Consider the following 22,614-nt stretch of genomic DNA (forward strand, 5'->3'; position numbering starts at 1 on the left):
GCTTCGCAGGCGCCGCCCCCTTTTCTAAAGGGGGCAACAGCAGGGGTGTCGTCGGTGGTTGTATCGGCCACACCCCCTGAATACGCCACCAACGCACACCCAGGCACCACGCCGATTCTCTGCGACGCCGTCACCACCGCCGCGCAACGCGCCATTGCTATGATCGGCGCAAACCCTGGAGACGGCGATGGCGAATTTCGGTTTCGGCTCGAACAACCCCGGCGATTTCGGCGCAGGCGTCAGTGCGCAGGATTTCGACCGGCTCGCGCGACAATACTGGGGCGCATGGGGCGAGATGATGCGCGGCGCCACGCCGCAGTCCGCGCAACCTTCGGTGCCGGGCTGGAACGAGGCGATCAACTGGTGGTCGCAGATGGCCAAGGGCGGCAATCCGCAAGTCGAAGACACCCTGGACCGTTTCAACAGCCAGGCGCGCGGTTGGTTCGGCGAAATCCAGAAACTCGCCGCGCAATTCGCCGGCAGCAACGCGTCGGCCGGCGATATCGCCGGTGCCTGGAAGCAGGCGCTGGGCGGGGGCGGCGCCAATCCGTTCGCGGACATGTTCGGTTCCATGCGCGGTCCGGGCCAGCAGGATTTCAGCCGCTGGGCCGAGCAGATCGCGCCGTTCCTGGAGCGCGCGCAGCACGAAGGCCAGTCGCTGCTCGGCCTGCCGGCGTTCGGTTTCGCGCGCGAGCATCAGGAGCGCGTGCAGCAACTGGCCCAGGCCAATGCCGATTACCAGAAGCAAAGCCAGGCCTATAACGCGCTGATGGCCGAAGCCGGGCAGGAGGCGTTCTCGCGCTTCGAGGACAAACTCGCCGAGCGCAGCGAACCGGGCCGTCAGATCACCTCCGCGCGCGGCCTGTTCGATCTGTGGATCGACGCGGCGGAAGAAGCCTATGCCGAGATCGCGCTGTCGCCGCGTTTCCGCGACGCTTACGCCGCGCTGGTGAATTCGCAGATGCGTCTGCGCGCCGGTGTGCAGAAAGAGATCGAACAGGCCAGCGGCAGCCTCGGCATTCCGACCCGCACCGAGATCGACTCCGCGCATCGCAAGATCGTCCAGCTCGAACGCGAGCTGCGCCGTCTGCGCGATGAACTGCACAACGCCAAGCCGGCGCGCGCCGCCGAGCCGCCGGCCAAGGCGGTGGTGAAGAAAGTCGCGACCAAGGCCTCGGCCAAGGCGCGCACCGCCGCGGCCAGCGCCGCGGTGCCGAGCAAGTCGGCCGCGCCGGCGCGGCTCAAGGCCGTGCCGTCCGCCGCCGCCGCGCCGTCGGCGGCGAAGAAGGCAGTGAAGAAGACCGCGATCGCGCGGCCGCAGCCGCCGTCGAAACCGCTCGCCGCCGCGGCGAAGCCGGGCAAGCGCGCCAAGACCGCCAAGCTGGCCAAGCAGGGAGCGCGCTGAGATGACCGCACCGATCAATTTCAGCGCCGAATCGCTGGCGCAAGAAGCGGCGGCCGCGCAGGGCAAACTGCGCGCCGGCCTGGACACGCTGCGCGAGGTCGGCGACATCGATTACGGCGCGACCGAGCGCGAAGAAGTCTGGCGCGACGGCAAGGTCGTGCTGTACCGCTTCCGCGGCGACAAGGCGCCGACCGCGAAGGTGCCGCTGCTGATCGCCTACGCGCTGGTCAACCGCCCGTACATGGTCGATCTGCAGGCGGACAAATCCATCGTGCGCGGCCTGCTCGAACGCGGCCAGGACGTGTACATCCTCGACTGGGGTTACCCGGACCGTTCCGACCGTTATCTGGAACTGGAGGATTACATTCAGCGTTTCCTCGGCGGCGCGGTCGATCATCTGCGCCGCGAATACCGCATGGATTCGGTCAACCTGCTGGGCATCTGCCAGGGCGGGGCGTTCTCGTTGTGCTACTCGGCGCTCAACCCGGGCAAGGTGCGCAACCTGATCACCATGGTCACGCCGGTGGATTTCCACACCAGCGACAACATGCTGTCGAACTGGACGCGCGGGCTGGACATCGACCAGTTCGTGGACACGCTGGGCAATGTTCCGGCCGATGTCATGAACTGGTGCTACCTCACGCTCAAGCCGTGGCGCTTGTTCGTGCAGAAGTACGTGGGCCTGATCGACATCCTCGACGACAAGCGCGCGCTGGAAGATTTCCTGCGCATGGAAAAGTGGATCTTCGATTCGCCCGATCAGGCCGGCGAGGCCTTCCGCCAGTTCATCAAGCAGTTCTACCAGGGCAACGGCTTCGTCAACGGCGGCATCGACATCGGCGGGCGCGCGGTGGACCTGGGTTATGTGCAGATGCCGGTGTTGAACATCTACGCCGAGCAGGATCATCTGGTGCCGCCGGCGGCGTCGAAGGCGCTGGCCGATCTGGTCGGCACGCAGGACTACAGCGAACTGTCGTTCAAGGGCGGCCACATCGGCATCTACGTCTCCGGCCGCGCCCAGCGCGAAGTGCCCGGCGCGATTCACGACTGGCTGAGCGAGCGTTCGCGCTGAGTCGTCCTGGCGTCGCTGCGGGCGCTGGCTTATCGCGATTATGGTCGCTGCTGGAATCCTTCTCCCGCTTGCAGGAGAAGGTGGCCCGAAGGGCGGATGAGGGGCTCGCGGCGACCACGGCCCTCACCCCAACCCCTCTCCCGCGCAGCGGGAGAGGGGCTCGCAAGCGCAGTCGGTCGATAGCTGCCTGCTTCAGCGCAAGCCGCCCGATCGAGTCTCGATCCCCCGATCCCGCTCGGGTTAGGCTGGACCCACCTTTGCCATTGGGAACCCGGCATGCGCCGCATCCTGACCGCGTTGCTGTTCACCGTATTGACGGCCTGCGCCGTCGCTCCGGGCAAGGATGCCGCCGCCACCGCAAGCGCCGCCGTCGCGGCCGACCCGTCGCCGCCCGGCACCGCGCCGCGCGATTCGCGCGAATGGGAGCACACGGTGCAGGCCTGGGAAGCGCAGGACGCGCGCGTGCGCCGCATGCCCGGCGCGGTGGTCTTCGTCGGCAGTTCCTCGATCCGCCTGTGGGCCACGCTGAGCGAAGACTTCCCCGGCACGATCACGATCAACCGCGGCTACGGCAGCTCGCGCGTCTACGACTCGGTGTATTTCGCCGATCGCATTGTCAACGCCTACCAGCCGCGCGCGGTGGTGTTCTACGCCGGCGAGAACGATCTCAACGAAGGCCGCACGCCGCGCCAGGTGCGCGACGATTTCGTCGCCTTCGTGCGCCGCGTCCAGGCCGGCACGCCGAAGGCGCGGATCGCCTTCATCTCGATCAAGCCCAGCCCCTCGCGCAGCGCCTTGCTGCCGCAGGTGCGTCAGGCCAATGCGCTGATCCACGACTACATCCGCGGCGCCCGCGGCGTGGATTATCTGGACGTGTTCACGCCGATGCTGGACCCCGCCGGCCAGTCGCGGCCGGAGCTGTTCGTGGCCGACCGCCTGCATATGAACGCCGAGGGATACGCGATCTGGACGCGGGTGGTCGGCGCCTGGCTGGACAAGCTTTAATCGGGCGCATGACCTCGATTCCAACCATCCCGCGCCGGCCGATCGCCTCGGCCTGGCTGGCCCTGGCCCTGCTGGCCGCGGGCGCGGCCCAGGCGGCGCCGTCGGCGGCGGCCGAACGCGAAATCCAGCAGCTGATGCAGGCGCTGGGGCAGTCGGGTTGCCAGTTCGAACGCAACGGCAGCTGGTACGACTCGGCCCAGGCCCAGGAACACTTGCAGAAGAAGCTGGCCTACCTGCGCAAGCGGGATCTGGCCGACACCGCCGAGTTGTTCATCGAACGCGGCGCCAGCCAGAGCAGCCTCAGCGGCAAGCCCTACCACGTGCGTTGCGGCAAGGGCCCGGCGATGACCGCGGCGTCCTGGCTGCAGGCCAGACTCGTTCAGCTGCGCGCCGCCGCGCGGGCGACGCCGCCATCACCGTGACGCGATAAACTGGCGCCGACCCTCGCCGCCGAGCCGCTCGGAGAGCGCCACGATGACCAGCGCCACGCGACCGCTCTGCCGTTCGCGCCATGACCGCATGCTGGCCGGCGTAGCCGGCGGCATCGCCTTGCGCCTGCACTGGAATCCGGTGCTGGTGCGCGCGGCCTTCGTGGTGTTGGCCCTGGCGACCTTCGTCCTGCCGGTGGCGCTGGCGTATCTGATCCTGTGGCTGCTATTGCCGGAAGAGGGCTGCTGACTGAGCGCATGGTTGCGAATCGCCGCTGCGATCGTCGGCGCGGTGTGGACCTCGCCGGTCACCGCGCTCGGCCTGCTCGCCGGCTTGCTGGCGACGCCGTTCGGCGCGCGTCCGCGCTGGCGCGGCGACGACCTCGCCCTGGTGTTCCACCACTGGCCGTGGGGGCCGGGCGGGGCGATGACATTGGGCAACGTGATCCTGCACACCGGCGACGATCTGGATTCGCCTTGCCGCACCTACGCCCACGACGCCGGCCATCGCGAAGAACCGCCGATCCGCCTGGCCGATCACGAACGCGCGCACGTCTATCAGTACATGGTGCTGGGTCTGTTGTTTCTGCCGCTGTATCTGGCTTGCGGCGGCATCAGCGTGCGCAACCGCTTCGAGCGCGCGGCCGATCGTTATGCGCAGACCGGCCGCGGCTGGTGGCCGTGGGCGAAGTGACCGCGCCGCCGCCGCGCGGCCGCGCCGACTGAATACGGCGGCACGCGGATTCAGCGATTGCGCATACGAATCCGATCACGAAATTTTGATCCTTGCCTAACGCCGGCGGCGTTAGCCTGCACGCGTCGGAGAAAAACCAACGGACGCAAGTTCGATGCAATCGCTCCGACGACGGAAGGCCCGGACACCCGAAGAACATCTTCGAGGCCTGGGCCTTCTTATTTGTGTCCTGCACATCTTGTGATGGCGCATTTTTCGTTTGAACTTTGACGGATGTTCGCAGTGTGTAGTGACGAAATATGTGTTTGCTGAGTAAGCGATCTGTACTCCTTACTTATGACGACGCGAATGCACTCGATTGTTGTGTAAGCGAGCTACGCATTCGCGCGCGATCGGACTCCATTGGAGCGGGCTTGTCGCTTTCGCGGCGACATGCGTTTGGTTAAATACGTGAACCCGAAAGCGCGGTCGCACGGCGAAGCGAATGCTTCAACGTGATCACCAAAGCGATCGGGCATCGCGCGACAGCCGACGCGCGGTGATGCATGGAAATCACCACTCACAGGGAGTCTTATGAAAGCAATCTCATTAGTCGCCGCCGCTGTGCTCGGGCTTGCCGCGGTCAGTCCGGCGCAGGCGCAGTTCACCATCCCCGCCGGCCCGTTCGCCAACGAACAAGCGCTGGTGGCGTGGTGGAACGCCAACAACACCAGCGGCATGGTCACCGAAGTGTTCCTCAACGGCCGCAAGGTCTACGACAAGCCCACCGGCTTCGGCCCGGCGATGGTCGCGCCGTACTACTTGTGCGAACTCACCCAGGACGTGCGTGCGCGCTGCAACAGCACGCTCGATGGCTCCACCCGGCTAGATTGGCTGATCGACCAGTTCGACACCGGCGTCGGCACCCGTCCGGCCTTGGCCGACACCGACATCTACCTCGACAACCAACTGGTCCGCCCGTTCGCCACGCCCACGCGCAGGGCGCAGGTGTTCTTGCTGAAGTGTACGGGCGATTACAGCCGTCGCGGCGGCTTCAACTACTACAAGTTCAGCTACCTCTTCCCGGGCTTCGGGCCGCCCGCGCCGCCTCGTACCTGCTACTGATCGCCGCCGTCATTAGCGATGGCCTGTGCGGTTCATTGCACAAGATGAAAGCAGCCCGCAGGTCGGACGACCTGCGGGCTGTTTCGTATGCGCGATGTCATTGGATTTAGCAGCGTTTGTTCATGACGCGCGTCGGGCGATCCGGCCGTTGGATGCGCTCTCGCTTTCCATGAGCGTGAAAACGCGGCGAAACTCCTCTCGCCTCAACCGCGCCGCAACGGCAACTCCACCGCCGTTTCGCCGCCGGCCGCGCCATTGGGCCCGTAGCGCCGTTCGATAAAACCGATCGAATCCTCGCCGATCAGCACGATGCTGCTGCAACGCGTGCCGTAGCGTTCGCCGAGCACGAACGGCGGCGACAGCATGCGCTCCAGTTCCAGGCCGACGCCGGTGTCGGGCAGGGCGGTGTCGGGCGCGAGAGTGGTGTCGGCCATCGCCGCGAGCAGCATCGCCAGTCCCGCGTCATGGCTGTTCGGCGGCTGCTTGTGATCGGCTTGTTGCGAGGCCGGCGATTCCAGCCACGCCGACAGCGCGCGCGTGGCCAGGCCGCTCTTGGGCCAGGGCGCGTCGAAGGCGCCGTTGGACATCGCGTGCACGCCCGGTTCGACCGCGTGCGCCTGGAAGTAGGGATGGTTGCTGCCGAACATCAACTCGCCGCCGTCCCACAACAGCAGATTGAAACGGCCGAATCGCATCGCTTCGGGGCGCAGGGTCTGCAGATATTCCGACGCGGTCATCGCGCCGTGGATGAAGTCGCGCACCAGGGCGCCGCGCGAACGCGGCGCGGCGTCGGGATTGAGTCCGTCGCGCACATTGGTCACCGCGGCCAGGCGGCCGCGATCGGAAATCATCAGCCAACTGCCGCCTTGCAGCAGATCGCGGCCGCCGAAGGCGTGCGCGTCGTCGGGATCGGCCGCGGCCGGCGCGGTGGGGCGTTGATGGGCTTCGTCGCGGTTGGCGATCAGCGCCAGCCGGTAACGCGGATGGTGTTGCCAGGCGAGAGCGATCAGACACATGCGGCGATTCTAACCAACCCCGGCCAGGATGACGCGACGGCCGTCGCCGTCCGCAGCGTCCGCGCGAGGACGGAAATTGTTCACAAGCCGCGCCGGCGCGCAACCGACAGGCGGCGCAAATACGCCAGGACCAATGGCAGATGCAGCGCCGCGAGGCTGGCCATAATCTGGCCACCGTCTCAACAGATGAGATCGCTCCACTGTCTGCTAGCCGGCGCAGATGGGAGGGTAAGCGATGAATCGTGGTGCCAGGATGTTGTTGCAGCTGTTCGCGCCGGCGTTGGTCGTGGCCGCGGGCGGCATGGCGGCCGGTGCGTTATTGCTGCAGACAGGCGTCGCATCCGCCGATTTGGCGTCGGCGACGGACGAATACGCGCGGATCGCGCGATGGCTGCAATTCGGCAGCGCCGGCGCCGGCGTAATGATGACGATGTACTCGTTGTGGCGTTTATGGCGATGGGAACGCGGCATGGAGCCGCAGTGTCCCTGCGGCGGCCTGTTGTCGCGACCGGTCAGCGGTCGCGGCGGCCGCGCTCGCCGCTGCCTGGGCTGCAGGCGACCTCACCCGGAGAACTGATCATGCTCGCAACCGCCGCCGCCATCCGCTGCATCGTCGCCGCATGGCCGAACCTTGCGCGCAGCGCGCCGGCGGAGCGCGCATGGCGGGACGAGGCGGGCGAGGGCGATGAGCAGGCCGGCCATGCGGCGTCGGTTGCGTACCCCGATGGCGAGGATGGAGAAGAGTCGCACTGAGCTGCGGTTGGGGTGTTCCATGACGCGGGCGAGTCGGTTCGGCGCGAAATCTTCCAGCCCACTCCGGCATTGATCGTGGCGGCCATGCGTCCGGGCGGATGCTCTCAGCCGTTAGCCCCGGAAACGAAAGAGCCCGCTTCCAGGCGGGCTATCCGCTTGAATCAACACGGCGCAAGGCTGCGATGTGTTTCGGGGGCGCCCGCTATCGGCCAGAAGCGAACAGTTACGTCTCTTCGAATCGCGCCACGCAATATTGCCGGCACAACCCTCTGCTGTCCCGAGACGCAGTGCCTTCACTGGAACGCCAGCGTGAGAACGCGCAAGGCATCGCGCGTGCGCCGGTCGCTGAGGTTGCTGTAGAGCATCACGTCCTGCGAGCGAATCGGCGGCAGCGACAGCAGTCCGCTGACATCGACCGCGCCCGGCGGCGCCGCGCGCCGCGCCAGCACCGCCACCGCAAGGCCGGCGACCGCGGCGGCGCCCAGGATCGCGGCGCCCTTGCCGAGGAAGACTTCGCGCCATTCGATGCCGGCCCGGTCGAGCGCGCGTACCGCCTCCATGCGGATGCGGCACGACTCGCCTTGCGTCGCCAGCGGCAACGGCTGGCCGGCGCGCGGCTGCCAGCCGGCCGCCGCGAACCATGAAAAGGTTTCCGCGAATGCGATTTTTCCGCGCTTGCCGCGATCCTCGGGGCGCAGCACCAGCACGGCGTCGAGTTCCCCGCGTTCCTGGCTTTGCAACAGTTCGTTGGTGCCGGCGATGCGCATCTCGACCAGCAGGTTCGGATCGTGGTCGCGCATCTGCCGCAACAAATACGGCAGTTCGCTGCCGACCAGCAACTGGTTGATGCCGATCGCCAAGCGGCGCTGTTCGGTCTCGAAGGCGGCGGCCGCGCGATCGTGGGACGACACCAGTTCGCGCGCCACGCCGAGAAAGGCCAGCCCCTCGGCCGACAGGCGGACATGCCGCGGCGTGCGTTCCAGCAGGCGGCGGCCGAGTTGTTCCTCCAGGCGCCGCAGCTTGATGCTGATCGCGGACTGGGTGGTGCCCAGCACGTCGGCGGCGCGGGTGAAGCTGTGCAGGTCGGCCGCCAGCAGGAACGCCCTGACCGCGTCCACGTCCATGGCTTTCATCTGGATAGATTCGATTTTTAAATGGCAGATATCTTTGTAGATGCATTTTTCATATCTATCAAGCGGCTTAGGATGAACCGGTCGATCCCAAACACAAGGACTCACCGCGATGAAACTATTGAGCGGCGCATTCGTCGCAGTGCTGGCGGGGCTGGCCGCGCCCGACGCGCAAATGCCGGCACGCGCGTTTCCACTGCAAGGCACCTGGGGCCTGGTCGCCGCGGACAAGATCCTGCCGGATGGGCAGACGACGCGGGACTACGGCGAGAATCCGAAAGGCCGGCTCGTGGTCGATGAGAAGGGGCGGTATTCGCTGCAGATATTCAAGTCCGAACGCCAGCGGTTCGCCAGCGACAACAAGCCCGACGGCAGCGCCGACGAATTCAAGTCCGCGGTCTTGGGCAGCAGTGCCCACTACGGCACGGTGACGATCGACCAGCCGGCAGGATTGTTGGTGTTCTCGATCGAAGGTTCGTCCTTTCCCAACTGGGAGGGCACGACCCAGAAGCGCCGGTACAAGCTCGACGGCGCGCAGCTGCGTTACGAGGTGCCGCCGCGGGCGGACGGAAGCATCCCGGTTTCCGTGTGGCGCAGGCTCGATTAAACCTTTCCTCAGCGCGTTCGGAGGCGGTCGCGTCCTCCGTATCCACCCTGCAAGCGATGGAGCCGTCATGCCGCATTTCGTAGTCGATTGTTCTCAGGGACTGCTTCAGATTCACGATGAGGAATCGATCATCGCCCGGCTGCATCGAGTGGTGAGTTCAACGGGGTTGTTCGAAGAATCGGACATCAAGGTCCGCATACACCCGTTCGGCACCTATGCCGTCGGCGGCGGGCGAGAGGATTTCATCCATACCTTCGCCTGGATCATGCAGGGGCGCAGTGTCGAGCAACGCGCCGTCTTGGCGAAGGCCATCGTCAGCGAGCTGACCGGGATGTTTCCGCTGCTTCCGCGCATTGCCGTGAATATCGACGAGTTCGAGCGGGCGACTTATTTCAATCGAACCATGCTGTGACTCCGGGGCCGGTTTCCGGCGCGGTCGGCATGTCGGTCCGCGCCGGTTGACGGATAATCCGCCGTCAGCGGGGAAGGCGCTTGCGAGTTGAACGATGTCCAGACGAGCGCGGAGAGGCCGGCCGTCGCGGAGCCTCTGGCCGGCATCAAAGCCTGTGCCCAGCCCGAACAAGCACAAAAAAGCCCGCGATCGCTCGCGGGCCTTTTTTCTTGGTGCCGGAGGTGGGACTCGAACCCAACGCTGTTCAACTTTCGACGACAGTTTGTGGATATAGACTTGCAACCTACTGACGAGGAGATTCAGGGGTTCTACGTGAGAGCGGTTCTGCCCGCCCATGCGTATCTCTCTGGGGTGCTCGTCGAAAAGATGCACCTTGTCTATAATCAGTCCTTTGAGCTGCATCAGGGGATCGTTGAGGCCGAGGCCCAGGAATCAAGCAGCTTGAAGTGGGAATTGACCCAGGCGCTGCAGGATTTGGGTAAGCGCGATCTTGACCAGTTGATCAAGGAAGTTGCAGCTGAGATAGACGTCGGCAACACCTAGCGACGGCGCAATTACGCACGTTGTGTGAGCGTCTACGTAAGAGACCATTTAGAAGATAAAAGAATGACAAGTCACCCACAGACGATTCAGATTTTCCTGCCTGCCGGCGATCCCCAAGGTATTCGCGTGGCGGAAATTACTACCCGAATTGTCCGTGTGATCGAGGTTCCGCGGAGTCTGCTAGCTGACTTCATGCGAATGTCCGAAGCGGAGCAGGTGTGCGTATATTTTCTGTTCGGAGAGGACGAAGAGGACGGCTCGCCAAAGGCCTATATAGGACAGACCGGATCCCTCAGGGCGCGATTGGCACAGCACAACGCGAGCAAGGCGTTCTGGAGCAGGGCCCTAGTTGCGGTATCGCTCACAAACAGCCTAACCAATACCCATGGGAGCTATTTGGAGTGGATGTCTATTCAGCGCGCGAACCAAGCTGGTCGTTATGTCCTGGACAACGGGAACGGGGGAGGTCGGCCCCATGCGCCGGCGCCGCTCCAAGCCGATTGCACTGAGATTCACGACACGCTACGTGTGTTGCTCGCAACCCTCGGACATCCATTGTTTGATGCTGTTGCGAAGATCTCCGTATCCCCTGGAGGTTCTGCGGTCGAAGTAAATGATTCGAATTTCTATTACTGTCGAAGTCGCGATGCTGACGCACGAGGACTGTACACAGAGGAGGGCTTCGTGGTGTTGAAGGGGGCAACTGGTCGTCTCGATACGACTCCGTCGTACACATACCGGGGTCGCGAAAAGCTTATACAACAGGGTGTAATCAAAGTGGAAGGCGACCGCATTCGTTTCGACCGCGATCACCTATTCAATACGCCCAGTGGGGCCAGCGACTGCGTGACAGGTCGAGCAACGAACGGGTGGGTCGAGTGGAAGCGTCCATCAGGGACGACGCTGCACGAGGAAGTGCGTGTACAGGCCGTTGCAGCTGGCCAGTAGTCAATGCGCAAACTTAAAGTTTGCGCATTTCACTGTTCTTTCGTTGTTATTTAATAGGGTTTAAAAGTTTTTTGCGAACGAGTAAAAACCGCAATTCCAGCGCTGTTTTAGTCATTTGAAGCTTTTGGCGACGGTCAAAGTCAGATGACTTTCTCACTTGTACTATTGGACCGTCGCCAACTCTTCAAGCCAGGCCTGCGCTCGTTCAGGCTCGAGTATCGATCGCCCAAGAAGGTCGTGAACTTCATGGTGCGGCTCGGTAGGCGAGAGGGCCGTGGACCAATGCTGCACGTACGCGATGAGCTCTGTCAGAGTGTGCCTCGCCTGTGCCTCCTTGACTCTTCGGCTCTCGCTGCGTCTGAGAATGTCTTGATGCTTGGCGTACTCTGCCTTGAACTCTCGGGTCCATCGGGCAGCTAGGTTGAGTAGTCCGTCGAGATTTGCCGCCTTGGGGTGATCATCTGATCCGATTGCCGAGCATCGTACAGTCGCTGCATGAGAGTCATAATCAAGCTGCAAGACGCCATTAGCCGGGCGTAAGTACGGATGGAACCAGTCAGCAAAGTTGCCAGCACTATGCACGGGCTTATTGCCCTTATTGGGTGCTTCGTTACAGGTACTACAGATAACCGTCAGGTTGTCCTGGCACACACTTAGCAAAGGGAACGCGCTCTTGGTGACCCAATGGTCTACGTGCGGCGTATCACCCAGCGGTCCGCTGCAGAGTACGCACACTTGTCGAGCATTGGGGTCATTGCTCAGACGGTGCGCAAAGCGAAATGTATCGACGAAATTCGCATACGTAACCCCACCTGCCGCGATTGGGGTGCCATCCGGCAAATAGGGCAGCCCAGCGCGAAATCCCTTCTCGTAGAACGCCTCAATCAGCGTTTTAAATGCACCCCAATTCGTCCCAGTCGCAAGCGGGCAAGTCACCGGCCATGCGGTAGGCGCCGGTTGGAACTGCGCTCCGAGTGCTGAGACAGACTGCACCCAACCCATTAGCGCAGCCTTCTCAGCGATCGGCATGCTGGCCAGCTGACGTGCATGGTCCAGCAGCTGCCGGCCGACATCAATACGTTGAAGGAACGCCCAGAGCCAATCCGCTTCAATAGCACTTGGCAACACAGGCGGCTGCAAGTCTGCTTGGGTCAGATTGGCTGCCGTGGTCCCCGGATTGCAAAGCCATAGCGAGAACGTTCGAATCAATTGCTGGCAGGCAGCGAGCGCCGGGGAGCATTCCACGCGATGGATGAGCTTAAGCATCGCCACCCCGCCACTTGTGCAGCAACGTGCGCAATTCGCTGCGGTAGAAGCCCGATCCCATCCGAGCAATCAGTCGCTCCAGGTCGGCGATCTCCTCGACCGTACCGGTCGTCTGACTCAACTTGTCTTCGATGAACTCCTGAGCACGCTTGCCAATGCTGTCGTCGGCACCAAACACCGTCATCATCAAAGCACTTGGGTCCGTGCCGAATGTGGGCTCGTTGACGGCGCGCACATTCGAGCCCTGCGCGGTCTTCTGCACCATCACGATCTCGTTGTTGAAAACATCCGACAGCACGATAGCCGAATGAGTAGAGATCAGCACATCATTGCTAGTATGGCCGATGGCGTCGTCGATGATGTCGACAATCTCGCGCTTCCATTTGTCGTTGAAGTGGGTCTCAGGTTCGTCGAGCAGCAACAAAGCGTCTTGCTGACCCTGCAGTAGGTGAAAGAGTGCCATGCGGCCTAGCACCATCTGTTCGCCATCCGACAACTCCTCGTACCTCAGTACGCCGATGTCGCCGACATCGGGGGTGTCGCCATCAACAGGCGCCTGCGCACGGCGCAACCGCAGCAGTACATCGTCGAACAGTCCGGTTTGGTTCAGTTCCAACAAACGGGTGAACACGTCGAAAGCGCTTGCATCCTTGGAACCGCCCAACAATGCCCATAGTGCCTCGCCCGGCGTATTGCAAGTCATCAGTTCGTCGCGGGCCGCCGAGGCGAAGCTTCGGCTTTGAGCATCGAACGGACCCTTCAAGTCAAACAATAGGGTGCGGCGGGTTTCCGCCGGGTGCGGCTCAGCGATCACATCGCTGGCGCACAACCACCAGTCGTGCGCGGTCTCGCAAAGCCTCTGATCCCATCGAGACGCAAGCAAGCGTGAACGGAACGTCACCGCCACCAAATGGTGCCAGCCGCCACGTTCCAGTAACTCCTGCAGCGGGGTCTCGTTGGTGGCCCGACGCCGAAGCTGGTCCACGGACGCATCAACATTCGCGTGATCCGGGTAGGTTGTCGTTTCCACAATGGCTTGCGGCAGTGCCACCGCCAGCAGCGCACATTTGAGCAGGGTGGCATCCAGCAATATGGGCCGACGAAAGCGGTCGGTCTCGGAGGGGCTGGCATTTACGACCGGCAGCGCAGGCTCTGCCTCGGTTCGGCGCAAGGCTTGCAAGGTGCTCTCCTGTTCCGCGGTCCAACCTGCCGGTCGCTCTTCGCTCTGTGGGTCGTCGCCGGTGTCCAGTAAACCCTCCGCCCGCTGATTACGATTCCACACCGATCGCCACGGGCGTAGATCGCCCGTGGTGTAGGCCAATAGCGCCGACGGCAGTGCAATTTGCGGTGGCGTGCTGTCGCGTTGAGGCCACCTGCCAGGCTCAATCAAGGCCGTGAAGCCAGGCACGGCGGGGGCACCGTTCAGCGCCAAATGCTCAATGCAATCCTCAAAAATCTCCTGGCCACCATGGTCATCAAACGCGAAGCGCTCTTGGAGCCACAGGCTGGCCAAATGGCGATCCCCCGGGCAGTGCAGCAGCAGCGTGCGGTGGTTTGGTGAGCCCCGCTCACCCAGCTCGTACACCAGACTCACCGGGAAGGCAGGCACGCGAAGATCGGCCAGAGCCAAGAACACCTCGGCCACCGCTCGCAGTAGGTTCGACTTGCCGCTGCCGTTAACACCAACCACAAACCGAATGGCGCACTCGCGATCCAACGGTGAGTCATTAGCAAAGCAGACCTTGATGTTGGATATGGGCGGGTAGTTCTGCAGGTGCAAGTAACGCAGGCGCATTACTCAGCCTCCAACTCGATATGCGCAGCGGGCACCTTGAGAGCAGCGGCAAGGTCCAAATTCAGTTGATCGATGGAGGCGTAGTGTCGACCTTGGTCTATTAGGTGAGTGAAGTCCTTGCCGTCGCCATCTTCAAGCGAGATAACCTGAAACATGCCGTCCGCGCCGGCGCGTTCGGAAGCTTCATGGTCCACCTGGACTTGAAAGTAGTATCGCTGCGCATTCGCCGGTGTCGACAAGACCTTGTGCAGTGTTTGCATATCAGCCATGCGTGTGAACTCCTCCGCTCGTAGGGGACGAAACGCCTTGAGATAGTCGCGTTCGCCGGTCTCGGGATCGTCCTTTGGCAAAGTAACTTTGGCGATCAAGCCCACGGCGGCCAGTTGGCTGAGCGAGCGTCGGATGCGGTTGCCGTGCGACGTACCGAAAGGTTGCAGGCGCTCGGTCACCATCGCGTCGTCGCAGAAGCGGGCGAATACGTCTGGGTCCTCGACCAGCAGTGACTCTCCGCTGGTCTGGCAGTACGTGGTGAAGGCGGCCAAGACCTGGCGCTGGAACTCACTCAGTTCACCCAGCAGCCAATGGCGTGCCGGGTGCACCGTCGGATCGGCTTGGACGCTGGTCGTTGCAACGGGTTTCACACTCAGTGCGATCCCGCTGCCGCGCTCGCGAAGCAAGGTGTCGCGGGCGCGCGCAGCCTCCGCAATTTCTTCCGAATGCATCTGCCTCCACTGCGAGGTCAGATCTCCAGAGAAGGCTTCTCCCACGACTGCTTGGCCGAAGGAATCAAAGGCACGGGCGGAGTCTATTACTTGCTTGGTCCACTCACGAAGCAGACGTACATGCTTAGAAAATACAACTTGTCGGTCACGGGGGGGTACCGGAATCTGGATAGCCTGAATATTTGGTGCGTTGATGTTAGGCTGCGCAACACTTCGTACCGCTTTTCGGAGCATCTGCTGAACGTAGGGCGTGGAGAAGAGCGCGCGGACGTATTCGGGCTCGATCGAGTCGGCTAATCCGAATTCGATTAAATAAGCACCAGCAACACACTGATCCTCTTTCCCGTCAAAGAGTGCGAAGGGGCCAATGGTTCCGCTGCGACTGATGACGAGCGTGCCAGGTTTCAGCGCATGCTCTCGAATCTGCTTTTCCGTCAGCGCCAGCTTTGGTGCTTCCCACCACCTAATTGTGCCATCAGCGTTCATGTCAGTCGTGCGTAGCACATGAATGCCAGTGTCGCTGTACGATTGGTCGGGAAAGCGTGGGCCGTACTTGCTATAAGTCGTGTGCTTGCCGAAGGGCTCCATGGGCCACTGCGTCGATGCCCCGGCAATTCCGAAGTGCTCTTCGAAGAGAGCTTTTCCCAAGCTATCGCATAGGCTGATCGCACGTTGCTTGGCCTCGCGAAGTGCGTCCACCTCCTGTAGTACATCGACGATGCGCTGTTGTTCGGGAAGGGTCGGGAGTGGGAGCCGGATTGACTCAATGGCGGACTGCCGAATGTTCTGAATGTTGGCGCCTTGGACCTGCCGGTCCTTCCAAAAACGAAAGCCCTCTGAAGACAGCCAAAATGAGAAGTATTGAGGCAGCAGCAGTTCTGGTCTGCTCCTGACGACGGCGTTGAAGGCCCCCCAAGTTCCTTCAAATTCTTCCTTCAGGATCGCAGACTTGCCGACAAGGGTTGCGCTACCAGAAGATGTACAGACAACGATGTCGTTTCGCTGCAGGTACTGGTCACCGCCGACAAACGCGCGGTTGACCCAAACTAAGTCGCGGTCAGTGATCAGCTGTTGCTGAATATTCCCTGCGCGCAGTACCGGAACCCCCCCCTCGAAGGGGGCGCCTGCCGCGTCAGCTTGAGAAAAGGTCACGCCTCTAACTACACGAGCCAGCGACGGTGCCAGTTGGACTTGCGGCCAGATCATTCCCGTCCCTCAACCATCGCCAGCAATTTGTCCAACCTATTGATGATGTCTTGCTCCGTGGCCTTTAGCGCATCGATCAACTCAGCCACGCTCTTGTCGCTCTTAAGCTGCGTGAAGTCGAATGGCTTGTATTGCGCGGCGGACAGGTTCCACTCACGAGCCTCGATGCAGTCAGGGTCGAGCAAACCATCCTTGAGCGTGCCCTTGTCGTCGTACAGGCCCGCCGCCAGCATGGTTTGCACGTAGGTGGGCCGCACCATGCCGTCGGCGTCGTGTGAGCCAATCGGCGTGCCTTCCCCGTTCTGCCATTCGTCGTTACGGATCCACGCGCGCACAGGCGCCACCCAGTGCTTGGCCGCTTTGAGGTCGGTGGCCTGATCTACGGCCAGACTGCGTAGCGTGACGTCGAAGCCGTCGAGCTTGCCGACCTCGCGGGCCACATCTGTCAGCTTCTGATCGATATTGTGCGCCGTCAGGCACTGTGGGGGCTGGTTAGCTCTAAGAAGGCCCAGCACATACGGCTCGGCTTGGGCCTCTGCGACCGCCGTCTTCAGCAAGTCCTTCCACATTGGCAACGAAGGCGACGCTTCCTTTTCGAAGAAGGGCTCTTTCTCGCGGGCTAACTTTCTGAAATCTGCCTCTGCGGACTTGGCCGCCTTCCTCCACGCGTCCAGCAATTCGGCATCGGTGATCTTATCAGCCATCCGGGCACCAAGGGTCTCTTCCCAGACCTTTTGCGCGGCAGGTATGAGCGCCTGAATGGCAAGTTCCAGTAGTGCATTGGCGGCGGCGGCTCGCACGCTCGTCTCAGCGGCCTTGGGATCAGCCGGCAACTCAGGAAACAGCTCGTGGATGGCCCACGCCTGGCCGTCCCACATGGTGGTGTCCGGCAGCCCCGCAAATGCTTGCCCTGCGGGTGTCAGTTGATCTGCGGTGTCTCGCAGCATGGCCTGGCGCCAGCGTTCGACATGGAAGCTCGGTTGCAGTAGCGTTTTCTCATGATGCTGCGCGCCCAGGCGGCCCTCGGCGATCCAGGCTTTGAACTTCTCCAGTGCATCCCACAGGTCGTTCTGCTGGCCGGGGCGAGCATTGCGCTTGGCGTCTCTCGTGTAGCCGTCTTCCTCCACCTCGTAGAACCAGACATGCTCGGTGCGCGGGGCCACGGCGCCCGTGAAGTTGGCACGATTGTCTCGCCGGGTTTCCTTGCGGAAGATGAGCACCGAGGTCTTCACACCGGTGTAGGGCTGGAACACGCCACCTGGCAACGAAATGACACCTTCCACCACGTGTTCTGTGAGCAGTTCTCGGCGCAGGCGAACGTGCGCATCAGTGTTGCCGAACAGCACGCCCTCGGGAATGATCACTGCGCATCGGCCGCCGACGGTCAATAAGTCGAGCATCAGCCACAGAAAGAGCAATTCGCTCTTGTTGGTGATGGCGTCGTCCTTCTTCTTGCCGCCGCCGCCAACGCGGGGGAACAGCAAAGAATCAGGCTCCAGGTCGCCGCTGTCCACGGTGCCAGTGAAGGGCGGGTTGGCCAGCACGAAGTCGTAGGTCTCCGGCTCAAGTAGCTGCTTTAGTTGGGCCTTGCCTTCACGCTTGCTTAGCGAGTCTCCTTGCACCAGGTGCGGCTCGTTCAAGTCATGCAGCACCAAGTTCATCCAGCCGATGCGGGCCATGGTGCGGTCGTTGTCTAGGCCGACGAAGTTGACACCACTGTGGATGGCCGAGTATTGCTCGCGCGTGGCTGCAGCGCCATCAGTGCGATGCGGGGTGCCGTCCCACTCCAGCACCAAGTTGTCTTGCGCCGAGTACTTGCGCATCAGGTGCTGCTGGGTGCTGAAGAGGAAGCCACCTGTACCGGCAGCGGGGTCAATCACGCGCTGGCCGGGCTCAGGGTCCAGTAGTTCCACCATGAAGCGGATCAGGTGGCGCGGGGTGCGGAACTGACCGTTCTTGCCTGCCGTGGCTACCTCGCTGAGTAGGTACTCGAAGGTGTCGCCCATGATGTCCTGCGCAGCATTGCCTTCACCCGCGCGGGCAAAGAGCTGGTCGATGGCATCGATGGCGTCGCTCAGCACTTTCCCCTTATTGGGATCGAGCTGAAAGTAGGCATCGGCCATTCGGTTGCTGAGGCTGGCCAGCTCGGTGCCGTCAGCAGTAGCGTTAGTAAAGTGCTTATCTAGTTCGCGAAGCCACGGGAATACCACGTCAATTAGGTGCGTGGGGTTGGTCTTCTCCTGACGGATGTAGCTCCACTTGCACTCTTCATTCGCAATGTAGATCGACGGGAATCCACGCTGTTGGCGCTTGAGATCGATGTCCTCCAGTCGCTTGAGAAACAGGAGGTAGGTGATTTGCTCCACGGCCACCAAGGGATTGGTGAGGCCAGCAGCCCAGAAGCGATTCCAGAGTTCGTCGACTTTTTTCTTAATGTGCGGAGCAAGCATTCAGATTTGTCCTAAAGAAGTCAGGCGGCCTCGTCCAACAACTGGATGGTCAAGGCAATGAGTTCGTTGATCTCCTGAGGCGGAAACAGAGATTCCACGCGGCCGACTCGCGACAGCGGGGGGGTGTTTAGTGCCGCCAGGGTGATGCGGCCATGGCTTTGCACGGCAGCTTTCACCGCACGTAGGAAGTTGAGCTGGTTGGCGCGCAGGTAGCCGTGGCTGGCAATGAATGCGTCAAATGCAGCGTTGATGCGCTGTTCGCGATTAGGCAGCTGAACGCCTTCGCACAGTATGTGGCGTAGAAAATTGGCTAGCGAAGCAGTCGGCGCTTCGAATGCTTTGCGCAGGTTGTCTTCGGTGACGAACAGATCGGCTTGGTTCAGCGTGGTGCCTATACGCTCCAGCTCCTCATTGCTCAGGTCTTCACCATTCTTGAGCTTTGCCAACTCGGGAAGTTGATCTGCTAGGCGACGCACCAAGGCTTCAACCTGTTGGCGGTAACTTTCGGCAAAGGCACCTTCACCGGTAGGGCCGTAGATGATCCAGCTTCGCTGCGTGATGCTGTCGGGCAGGTTGATTTCTAATGTGTGGCCGAGCGCACTGGTGCGGTAATGCATTAGGGGCGCGAATACGGCCTGCAACGTGGCAAGCCGGCCCATGTCCAAGTGCTGCCAGAAACCGGGCGACTGGGCCCAGGCTCGCTGCTCAACGACACGTTGCACATCGGGAATATTGTCTGCCAGGCTAGCTATGGCAGTCTCGATGCGTTCACGCACCGTGGCCTGTTCATTGGCATCACCCTTGAGCCAACCCATGGTGAGCCGCTCGCACCATACGCGGAACTGCAACTCGTCCAGGCCCTCCAATGGCGCCAGGCGCAGCAGCGGGGCAATCGTCTTCGAGAGGTCTTCGAGCGTGCGGGGGCTGGGTGCCGGCCACTGAAGGGCCAGTGTGTCGAGTTCGTCCCAGTGCGGCCTTACGTTGATGCTTTGGCGTGGCAGTGTCTGCAACATGGATTGCAGAGTCGCGATGGCATCGAGCGTGCTTTGGGCTCCCGGCTCCTGGCCGTGGAGCAGTTGCCACACCCCAAGCCGTAAGCGGAAAAGGCGTACGGGCAACGGCTCACTCGGATGATCGACCTCACCGTCGGGCTTGAGCTTGAAGTAGGCGAAGTTCTTCCAGTGGTCGATGATCAGGAAGTCCTTCTTAATCGCGCCAGTGGCCTTGTCCGTATGCAAGCGCGTACCGCGACCGATCATCTGCCAAAACTTGACCTTGCTGAAGATGGGCTTGGCGAACACCAGGTTCTGGATAGCAGGCACGTCAATCCCTGTGTCTAGCATGTCCACCGAAATGGCCACGCGAGGCATGGTGCGGAACTTGAAGTCATCCAGCGTGGCATCGGCGCGCTCCATGTGGCTGTCGATGATTTCGGCCATACCCTGACGTTGTAGTTCTGGATACAAACGATTGAAGCTCTCGTAAACCCGCTTGGCGTGCGCGTGGCTAACGGCAAAGATGATGGACTTGTGGGGTAGACCACGAGCGTCCTTACGGCTCTTGTCCATGAACTCGCGCACCATGGCATCGTTGGTACCTTGGTTGATGACTCCCTTTTCGATGTCAGTGCCTTCGAAGTTGAGCTCGTCGATCTCCACGCCCTGATCGCGGGCCATCTGTTGAAGTGGTTGTGGCAGAGCATCACCTTGAATGCCCTTCAGCTGGAAATTGGTCTGTGCGTCCAGCACTCGATAGTTCACGAGGTTGCGGTCGGCAATTGCCTGTTCGTAGCTATAGTAGTAGCTGGGAGCGCCAGCTCCGCAATCGAACAGTTCGAAAGTGTTGTGGTCGATGTAGTCTGTTGGCGTTGCTGTCAGGCCGAGCTGAATGGCATCGAAGTGGTCGAAGATGGCCTTATAGCGTTGGTAGATGGACCGGTGGCTTTCGTCTGCCACGATCAGGTCGTAGTAGCCTACCGACAGGCGCGAGTACACCTGCATCATGCTGGGATAGGTGGAAAACTGAATGCGCGCGCCAGAGGTCTCGCCGGACTCAATGCGAGCCAGGCTTTCATTCGGCAGATGAGACTTGAATTCCGACATGGCCTGCCGCACGAGTTCGCGGCGATCGGCGAGGAAGAGCACGCGTTGCGCGCGCTTTGAGCGCAGCAGGGTATCGATAAGGGCAATGGTCGTCCTCGTCTTGCCAGTGCCTGTAGCCATCACTAGCAGGAATTTACGTTTGGCGGCGGTCACGCCCTCAGTGACGCGTCGAATGGCCTCGTTCTGATAGTCGCGACCAGCGATATCGGCATTGACGGCGACACCGTGCAGTGGCTGAGCGAACTGGCGCTGATGTCGCAGTCGCTCCAGATCGTCCCGGGTACAGAAGCCAGACACCTTACGGGGTGCGTAGCGTTCGCGATCCCAGAACTGAATCTCTTTGCCGTTCGTAAGGAAGATGAAAGGGTCTTGGCCGTATTTCGACTTGATAGCGTCAGCGTAGTTGGCCGCCTGGCGTTTGCCTGCAATTTCGTCACGCGAAGTGCGCTTTGCTTCAACCACCGCCAATGGCTTGCCGTCGCTGCCGAGTAAGACGTAGTCCGCAAACTGTTGGCCTTTGGAAAGCCCCAGTAGCTCTTGCGTTTCAAGCGCAAACTCTTCGATTAGGCTTCGGCGAGATTTGCTCCAACCGGCTCGCGAAAGCTGCGAATCTACGAGCTGGGCGCGTGTCGTCTCTTCATTGGAGCTTGCAATCGTCACAGTTGGCCTCGATGCCGCCAGTCGGTTGAGATCTAACGAGAGCCAACGCATGGCGGATTGAAGGTGGGCACGCACCACAGGCTCGGCAGCAAGATGTTAGCCACTAGTAGAACGCTCTCCGTTTTTAGCTAACCAACTTCTGCTCCGCCAGAATGGCCCTGATCGGCAATCCGCCGGAAATCTCCTAGAAGGCCTGCCAATTCCTGCTCGATAGGAGGCGTGATGCATCATGTACGAAATGTGTCCGAAAAATGGACACAGTAACTGTATGAGGATCGCGAAAAAGAGGAAACAGGGGCGGCGCCGACTGCTGGTCCTAGCTGATCCTCCGGCAAAGCCGCCATGGGCGAGAGTGTGTGATATGTGCTCCCGCCAGGTTATTCGTACACGCGCAAGTAGCCGAAAGCAAAATGGCTTAGCGTTTTCGCTAAGCCATTGATGTTACTGGTGCCGGAGGTGGGACTCGAACCCACACGCTTTTAAGGGCGGCGGATTTTGAGTCCGCTGCGTCTACCGATTCCGCCACTCCGGCAGCGGGCAGGCAGTATACCCAGCTCGGGGCCGCGAGTCTGCCCCCTTTGCGGTCGTGACCTCCGGCGAATGCGCGGCGGTCTAGAGTGAGTACCCGCCGCCCCGGAGCCATCCCATGGCCAACCTCGCCCAACCGCTGCACAGCGCCTACGTTCTGGCCGTTCCCGACGCGGAAGCGACGGCGCGGTGGTGGCAGAGCATGTTCGGCTTCGAGCGCTGGCTGGAGCCGCCGGGCTGGGTGTTCGTGCGCCGCGGCGTCTGCGATCTGCGCCTGGGCAGTTGTCCCGACGCGCTGGCGCCGCATGAGACCGGCGATCACAACTATTTCGGCGTGGTCCTGGTCGATGCGATCGACGCCCTGTTCGAAGAGGCCCGCGCGCGCGGCCTGAGCTCGCTCGCGCCGCCGCAGGACCAGCCCTGGGGCATGCGCGAGATGATCGTGCGCACGCCCGACGGGCACCGGCTGGTGTTCGCGCAGCAGATGCACGTGGACGTCGAGGAATCCTGAGCGCGACCGGGCATCCCGCCCGGCCGACGCGTCCGCGCCACGAGACGCCACTTCCCGGTTGGCCTGGAGTCCTCGACGCACCGCGCAGAGGGCGCGGCGCCGCGCCTGCCGATCCGCCGTGAAATGTCCGCCGGGCGGCGCTTTGCGCGAATGCCCGTGGCCGCGGCGCGCGCCTTTGTGACGCGATCGCGCCTGCGCCTGTGATCCAGGCAAGCGCGCCGATCCGATCGACGCGCTTAGCTATGCGCGCCCGTCGA

General features: G+C 62.1%; 21 protein-coding genes and 1 tRNA gene. 14 read left to right on the forward strand and 8 right to left on the reverse strand.

The features are described from left to right. The first annotated feature begins 187 nt into the window (after window positions 1-187). The 7 genes from phaE to AB4Y92_RS08760 all read left to right on the forward strand — a co-directional run bounded on the left by phaE (window position 188) and on the right by AB4Y92_RS08760 (window position 5,708). The gene (gene phaE, locus AB4Y92_RS08730) at window positions 188-1,405 is read left to right on the forward strand and encodes a class III poly(R)-hydroxyalkanoic acid synthase subunit PhaE (RefSeq protein ID WP_441819252.1); all 1,218 of its coding nucleotides are present in this window, start codon (window positions 188-190) and stop codon (window positions 1,403-1,405) included. Window position 1,406: 1 nt separating this feature from the next. Next, a complete protein-coding gene (locus AB4Y92_RS08735; RefSeq protein WP_441819253.1) occupies window positions 1,407-2,477 on the forward strand; it encodes a class III poly(R)-hydroxyalkanoic acid synthase subunit PhaC in 1,071 nt (356 codons plus the stop codon). A 276-nt stretch (window positions 2,478-2,753) separates the two neighbouring features. Then, window positions 2,754-3,482: an SGNH/GDSL hydrolase family protein gene (locus AB4Y92_RS08740; RefSeq protein WP_441819254.1), complete on the forward strand. Its 729-nt coding sequence runs from the start codon at window positions 2,754-2,756 to the stop codon at window positions 3,480-3,482. 8 nt (window positions 3,483-3,490) lie between these two features. Continuing rightward, window positions 3,491-3,904, forward strand: a complete 414-nt coding sequence (locus tag AB4Y92_RS08745) for a DUF5329 domain-containing protein (protein ID WP_441819255.1) — start codon at window positions 3,491-3,493, stop codon at window positions 3,902-3,904. 52 nt (window positions 3,905-3,956) lie between these two features. Next, complete coding sequence (locus AB4Y92_RS08750) at window positions 3,957-4,160, forward strand: PspC domain-containing protein (protein WP_057943194.1); 204 nt, start codon at window positions 3,957-3,959, stop codon at window positions 4,158-4,160. A gap of 30 nt (window positions 4,161-4,190) precedes the next feature. Continuing rightward, entirely contained in the window at window positions 4,191-4,604 is a 414-nt protein-coding gene (locus AB4Y92_RS08755) for a hypothetical protein (RefSeq protein ID WP_215058182.1), read from the forward strand. Window positions 4,605-5,177: 573 nt separating this feature from the next. Further along, entirely contained in the window at window positions 5,178-5,708 is a 531-nt protein-coding gene (locus AB4Y92_RS08760; RefSeq protein ID WP_441819256.1) for a hypothetical protein, read from the forward strand. Window positions 5,709-5,911: 203 nt separating this feature from the next. On the opposite strand, the gene AB4Y92_RS08765 is transcribed toward AB4Y92_RS08760, so the two are convergent. After that, entirely contained in the window at window positions 5,912-6,724 is an 813-nt protein-coding gene (locus tag AB4Y92_RS08765) for an NRDE family protein (RefSeq protein WP_441819257.1), read from the reverse strand. A 235-nt stretch (window positions 6,725-6,959) separates the two neighbouring features. Here AB4Y92_RS08765 and AB4Y92_RS08770 point away from each other — a divergent pair, with 235 nt between their 5' ends. Together AB4Y92_RS08770 and AB4Y92_RS08775 are read left to right on the forward strand one after the other, a co-directional pair. Continuing rightward, the gene (locus AB4Y92_RS08770; RefSeq protein WP_441819258.1) at window positions 6,960-7,301 is read left to right on the forward strand and encodes a hypothetical protein; all 342 of its coding nucleotides are present in this window, start codon (window positions 6,960-6,962) and stop codon (window positions 7,299-7,301) included. A gap of 2 nt (window positions 7,302-7,303) precedes the next feature. Continuing rightward, window positions 7,304-7,477 (forward strand): hypothetical protein, encoded by a 174-nt coding sequence (locus AB4Y92_RS08775; RefSeq protein ID WP_441819259.1) that lies wholly within the window; start codon window positions 7,304-7,306, stop codon window positions 7,475-7,477. A gap of 293 nt (window positions 7,478-7,770) precedes the next feature. Here AB4Y92_RS08775 and AB4Y92_RS08780 read toward each other — a convergent pair whose 3' ends face one another. Next, window positions 7,771-8,610 carry a LysR family transcriptional regulator gene (locus AB4Y92_RS08780; protein WP_441819260.1) on the reverse strand — a complete coding sequence of 280 codons (840 nt, stop codon included), beginning with the start codon at window positions 8,608-8,610 and terminating at the stop codon, window positions 7,771-7,773. 109 nt (window positions 8,611-8,719) lie between these two features. Here AB4Y92_RS08780 and AB4Y92_RS08785 point away from each other — a divergent pair, with 109 nt between their 5' ends. From AB4Y92_RS08785 to AB4Y92_RS08800, 4 genes are all read left to right on the forward strand, one after another. Then, window positions 8,720-9,214, forward strand: a complete 495-nt coding sequence (locus AB4Y92_RS08785; protein ID WP_441819261.1) for a lipocalin-like domain-containing protein — start codon at window positions 8,720-8,722, stop codon at window positions 9,212-9,214. Between the two features lie 67 nt (window positions 9,215-9,281). Further along, window positions 9,282-9,626 carry a 5-carboxymethyl-2-hydroxymuconate Delta-isomerase gene (locus AB4Y92_RS08790; protein ID WP_441819262.1) on the forward strand — a complete coding sequence of 115 codons (345 nt, stop codon included), beginning with the start codon at window positions 9,282-9,284 and terminating at the stop codon, window positions 9,624-9,626. 87 nt (window positions 9,627-9,713) lie between these two features. After that, the gene (locus AB4Y92_RS08795) at window positions 9,714-10,169 is read left to right on the forward strand and encodes a hypothetical protein (protein ID WP_441819263.1); all 456 of its coding nucleotides are present in this window, start codon (window positions 9,714-9,716) and stop codon (window positions 10,167-10,169) included. A 405-nt stretch (window positions 10,170-10,574) separates the two neighbouring features. After that, window positions 10,575-11,117, forward strand: a complete 543-nt coding sequence (locus AB4Y92_RS08800) for a DUF4357 domain-containing protein (RefSeq protein WP_441819323.1) — start codon at window positions 10,575-10,577, stop codon at window positions 11,115-11,117. Between the two features lie 162 nt (window positions 11,118-11,279). Here the strand turns inward: AB4Y92_RS08800 and AB4Y92_RS08805 are convergent, their stop codons facing one another. The 6 genes from AB4Y92_RS08805 to AB4Y92_RS08830 all read right to left on the reverse strand — a co-directional run bounded on the left by AB4Y92_RS08805 (window position 11,280) and on the right by AB4Y92_RS08830 (window position 21,850). Beyond that, on the reverse strand, window positions 11,280-12,383 hold the full coding sequence (locus tag AB4Y92_RS08805; protein ID WP_441819264.1) for a hypothetical protein: 1,104 nt from the start codon (window positions 12,381-12,383) through the stop codon (window positions 11,280-11,282). Then, complete coding sequence (locus tag AB4Y92_RS08810) at window positions 12,376-14,178, reverse strand: AAA family ATPase (RefSeq protein WP_441819265.1); 1,803 nt, start codon at window positions 14,176-14,178, stop codon at window positions 12,376-12,378. Before AB4Y92_RS08810 ends, AB4Y92_RS08805 begins: the two co-directional genes overlap by 8 nt. Further along, on the reverse strand, window positions 14,178-16,106 hold the full coding sequence (locus AB4Y92_RS08815; protein WP_441819266.1) for a restriction endonuclease subunit S: 1,929 nt from the start codon (window positions 16,104-16,106) through the stop codon (window positions 14,178-14,180). Before AB4Y92_RS08815 ends, AB4Y92_RS08810 begins: the two co-directional genes overlap by 1 nt. Further along, entirely contained in the window at window positions 16,103-18,556 is a 2,454-nt protein-coding gene (locus AB4Y92_RS08820; protein ID WP_441819267.1) for a type I restriction-modification system subunit M, read from the reverse strand. Before AB4Y92_RS08820 ends, AB4Y92_RS08815 begins: the two co-directional genes overlap by 4 nt. Window positions 18,557-18,576: 20 nt before the next feature. Next, complete coding sequence (locus AB4Y92_RS08825) at window positions 18,577-21,318, reverse strand: type I restriction endonuclease subunit R (RefSeq protein ID WP_441819268.1); 2,742 nt, start codon at window positions 21,316-21,318, stop codon at window positions 18,577-18,579. A gap of 445 nt (window positions 21,319-21,763) precedes the next feature. Beyond that, window positions 21,764-21,850 (reverse strand) — tRNA-Leu (locus AB4Y92_RS08830). A gap of 114 nt (window positions 21,851-21,964) precedes the next feature. Between AB4Y92_RS08830 and AB4Y92_RS08835 the strand changes: the two genes are divergently transcribed. After that, a complete protein-coding gene (locus tag AB4Y92_RS08835) occupies window positions 21,965-22,357 on the forward strand; it encodes a VOC family protein (protein WP_441819269.1) in 393 nt (130 codons plus the stop codon). Window positions 22,358-22,614 lie beyond the last annotated feature (257 nt).

The sequence above is a fragment of the Lysobacter sp. TAB13 genome (assembly GCF_052113885.1).
In the GTDB taxonomy this organism is placed as follows: Bacteria; Pseudomonadota; Gammaproteobacteria; order Xanthomonadales; family Xanthomonadaceae; genus Lysobacter; species Lysobacter gummosus.

What these genes read in the sequence shown, in the direction of transcription:
- AB4Y92_RS08745 (WP_441819255.1), top strand. Translation starts at nt 3,491, where the DNA reads ATGACCTCGATTCCAACCATCCCGCGCCGGCCGATCGCCTCGGCCTGG.
- AB4Y92_RS08790 (WP_441819262.1), top strand. Translation starts at nt 9,282, where the DNA reads ATGCCGCATTTCGTAGTCGATTGTTCTCAGGGACTGCTTCAGATTCAC.
- AB4Y92_RS08815 (WP_441819266.1), bottom strand. Translation starts at nt 16,106, where the DNA reads ATGATCTGGCCGCAAGTCCAACTGGCACCGTCGCTGGCTCGTGTAGTT.
- AB4Y92_RS08805 (WP_441819264.1), bottom strand. Translation starts at nt 12,383, where the DNA reads ATGCTTAAGCTCATCCATCGCGTGGAATGCTCCCCGGCGCTCGCTGCC.
- AB4Y92_RS08765 (WP_441819257.1), bottom strand. Translation starts at nt 6,724, where the DNA reads ATGTGTCTGATCGCTCTCGCCTGGCAACACCATCCGCGTTACCGGCTG.
- AB4Y92_RS08770 (WP_441819258.1), top strand. Translation starts at nt 6,960, where the DNA reads ATGAATCGTGGTGCCAGGATGTTGTTGCAGCTGTTCGCGCCGGCGTTG.
- AB4Y92_RS08800 (WP_441819323.1), top strand. Translation starts at nt 10,575, where the DNA reads ATGTCTATTCAGCGCGCGAACCAAGCTGGTCGTTATGTCCTGGACAAC.
- AB4Y92_RS08835 (WP_441819269.1), top strand. Translation starts at nt 21,965, where the DNA reads ATGGCCAACCTCGCCCAACCGCTGCACAGCGCCTACGTTCTGGCCGTT.
- AB4Y92_RS08740 (WP_441819254.1), top strand. Translation starts at nt 2,754, where the DNA reads ATGCGCCGCATCCTGACCGCGTTGCTGTTCACCGTATTGACGGCCTGC.
- AB4Y92_RS08820 (WP_441819267.1), bottom strand. Translation starts at nt 18,556, where the DNA reads ATGCTTGCTCCGCACATTAAGAAAAAAGTCGACGAACTCTGGAATCGC.
- AB4Y92_RS08750 (WP_057943194.1), top strand. Translation starts at nt 3,957, where the DNA reads ATGACCAGCGCCACGCGACCGCTCTGCCGTTCGCGCCATGACCGCATG.
- AB4Y92_RS08785 (WP_441819261.1), top strand. Translation starts at nt 8,720, where the DNA reads ATGAAACTATTGAGCGGCGCATTCGTCGCAGTGCTGGCGGGGCTGGCC.
- AB4Y92_RS08760 (WP_441819256.1), top strand. Translation starts at nt 5,178, where the DNA reads ATGAAAGCAATCTCATTAGTCGCCGCCGCTGTGCTCGGGCTTGCCGCG.
- AB4Y92_RS08780 (WP_441819260.1), bottom strand. Translation starts at nt 8,610, where the DNA reads ATGAAAGCCATGGACGTGGACGCGGTCAGGGCGTTCCTGCTGGCGGCC.
- AB4Y92_RS08735 (WP_441819253.1), top strand. Translation starts at nt 1,407, where the DNA reads ATGACCGCACCGATCAATTTCAGCGCCGAATCGCTGGCGCAAGAAGCG.
- AB4Y92_RS08775 (WP_441819259.1), top strand. Translation starts at nt 7,304, where the DNA reads ATGCTCGCAACCGCCGCCGCCATCCGCTGCATCGTCGCCGCATGGCCG.
- phaE (WP_441819252.1), top strand. Translation starts at nt 188, where the DNA reads ATGGCGAATTTCGGTTTCGGCTCGAACAACCCCGGCGATTTCGGCGCA.
- AB4Y92_RS08810 (WP_441819265.1), bottom strand. Translation starts at nt 14,178, where the DNA reads ATGCGCCTGCGTTACTTGCACCTGCAGAACTACCCGCCCATATCCAAC.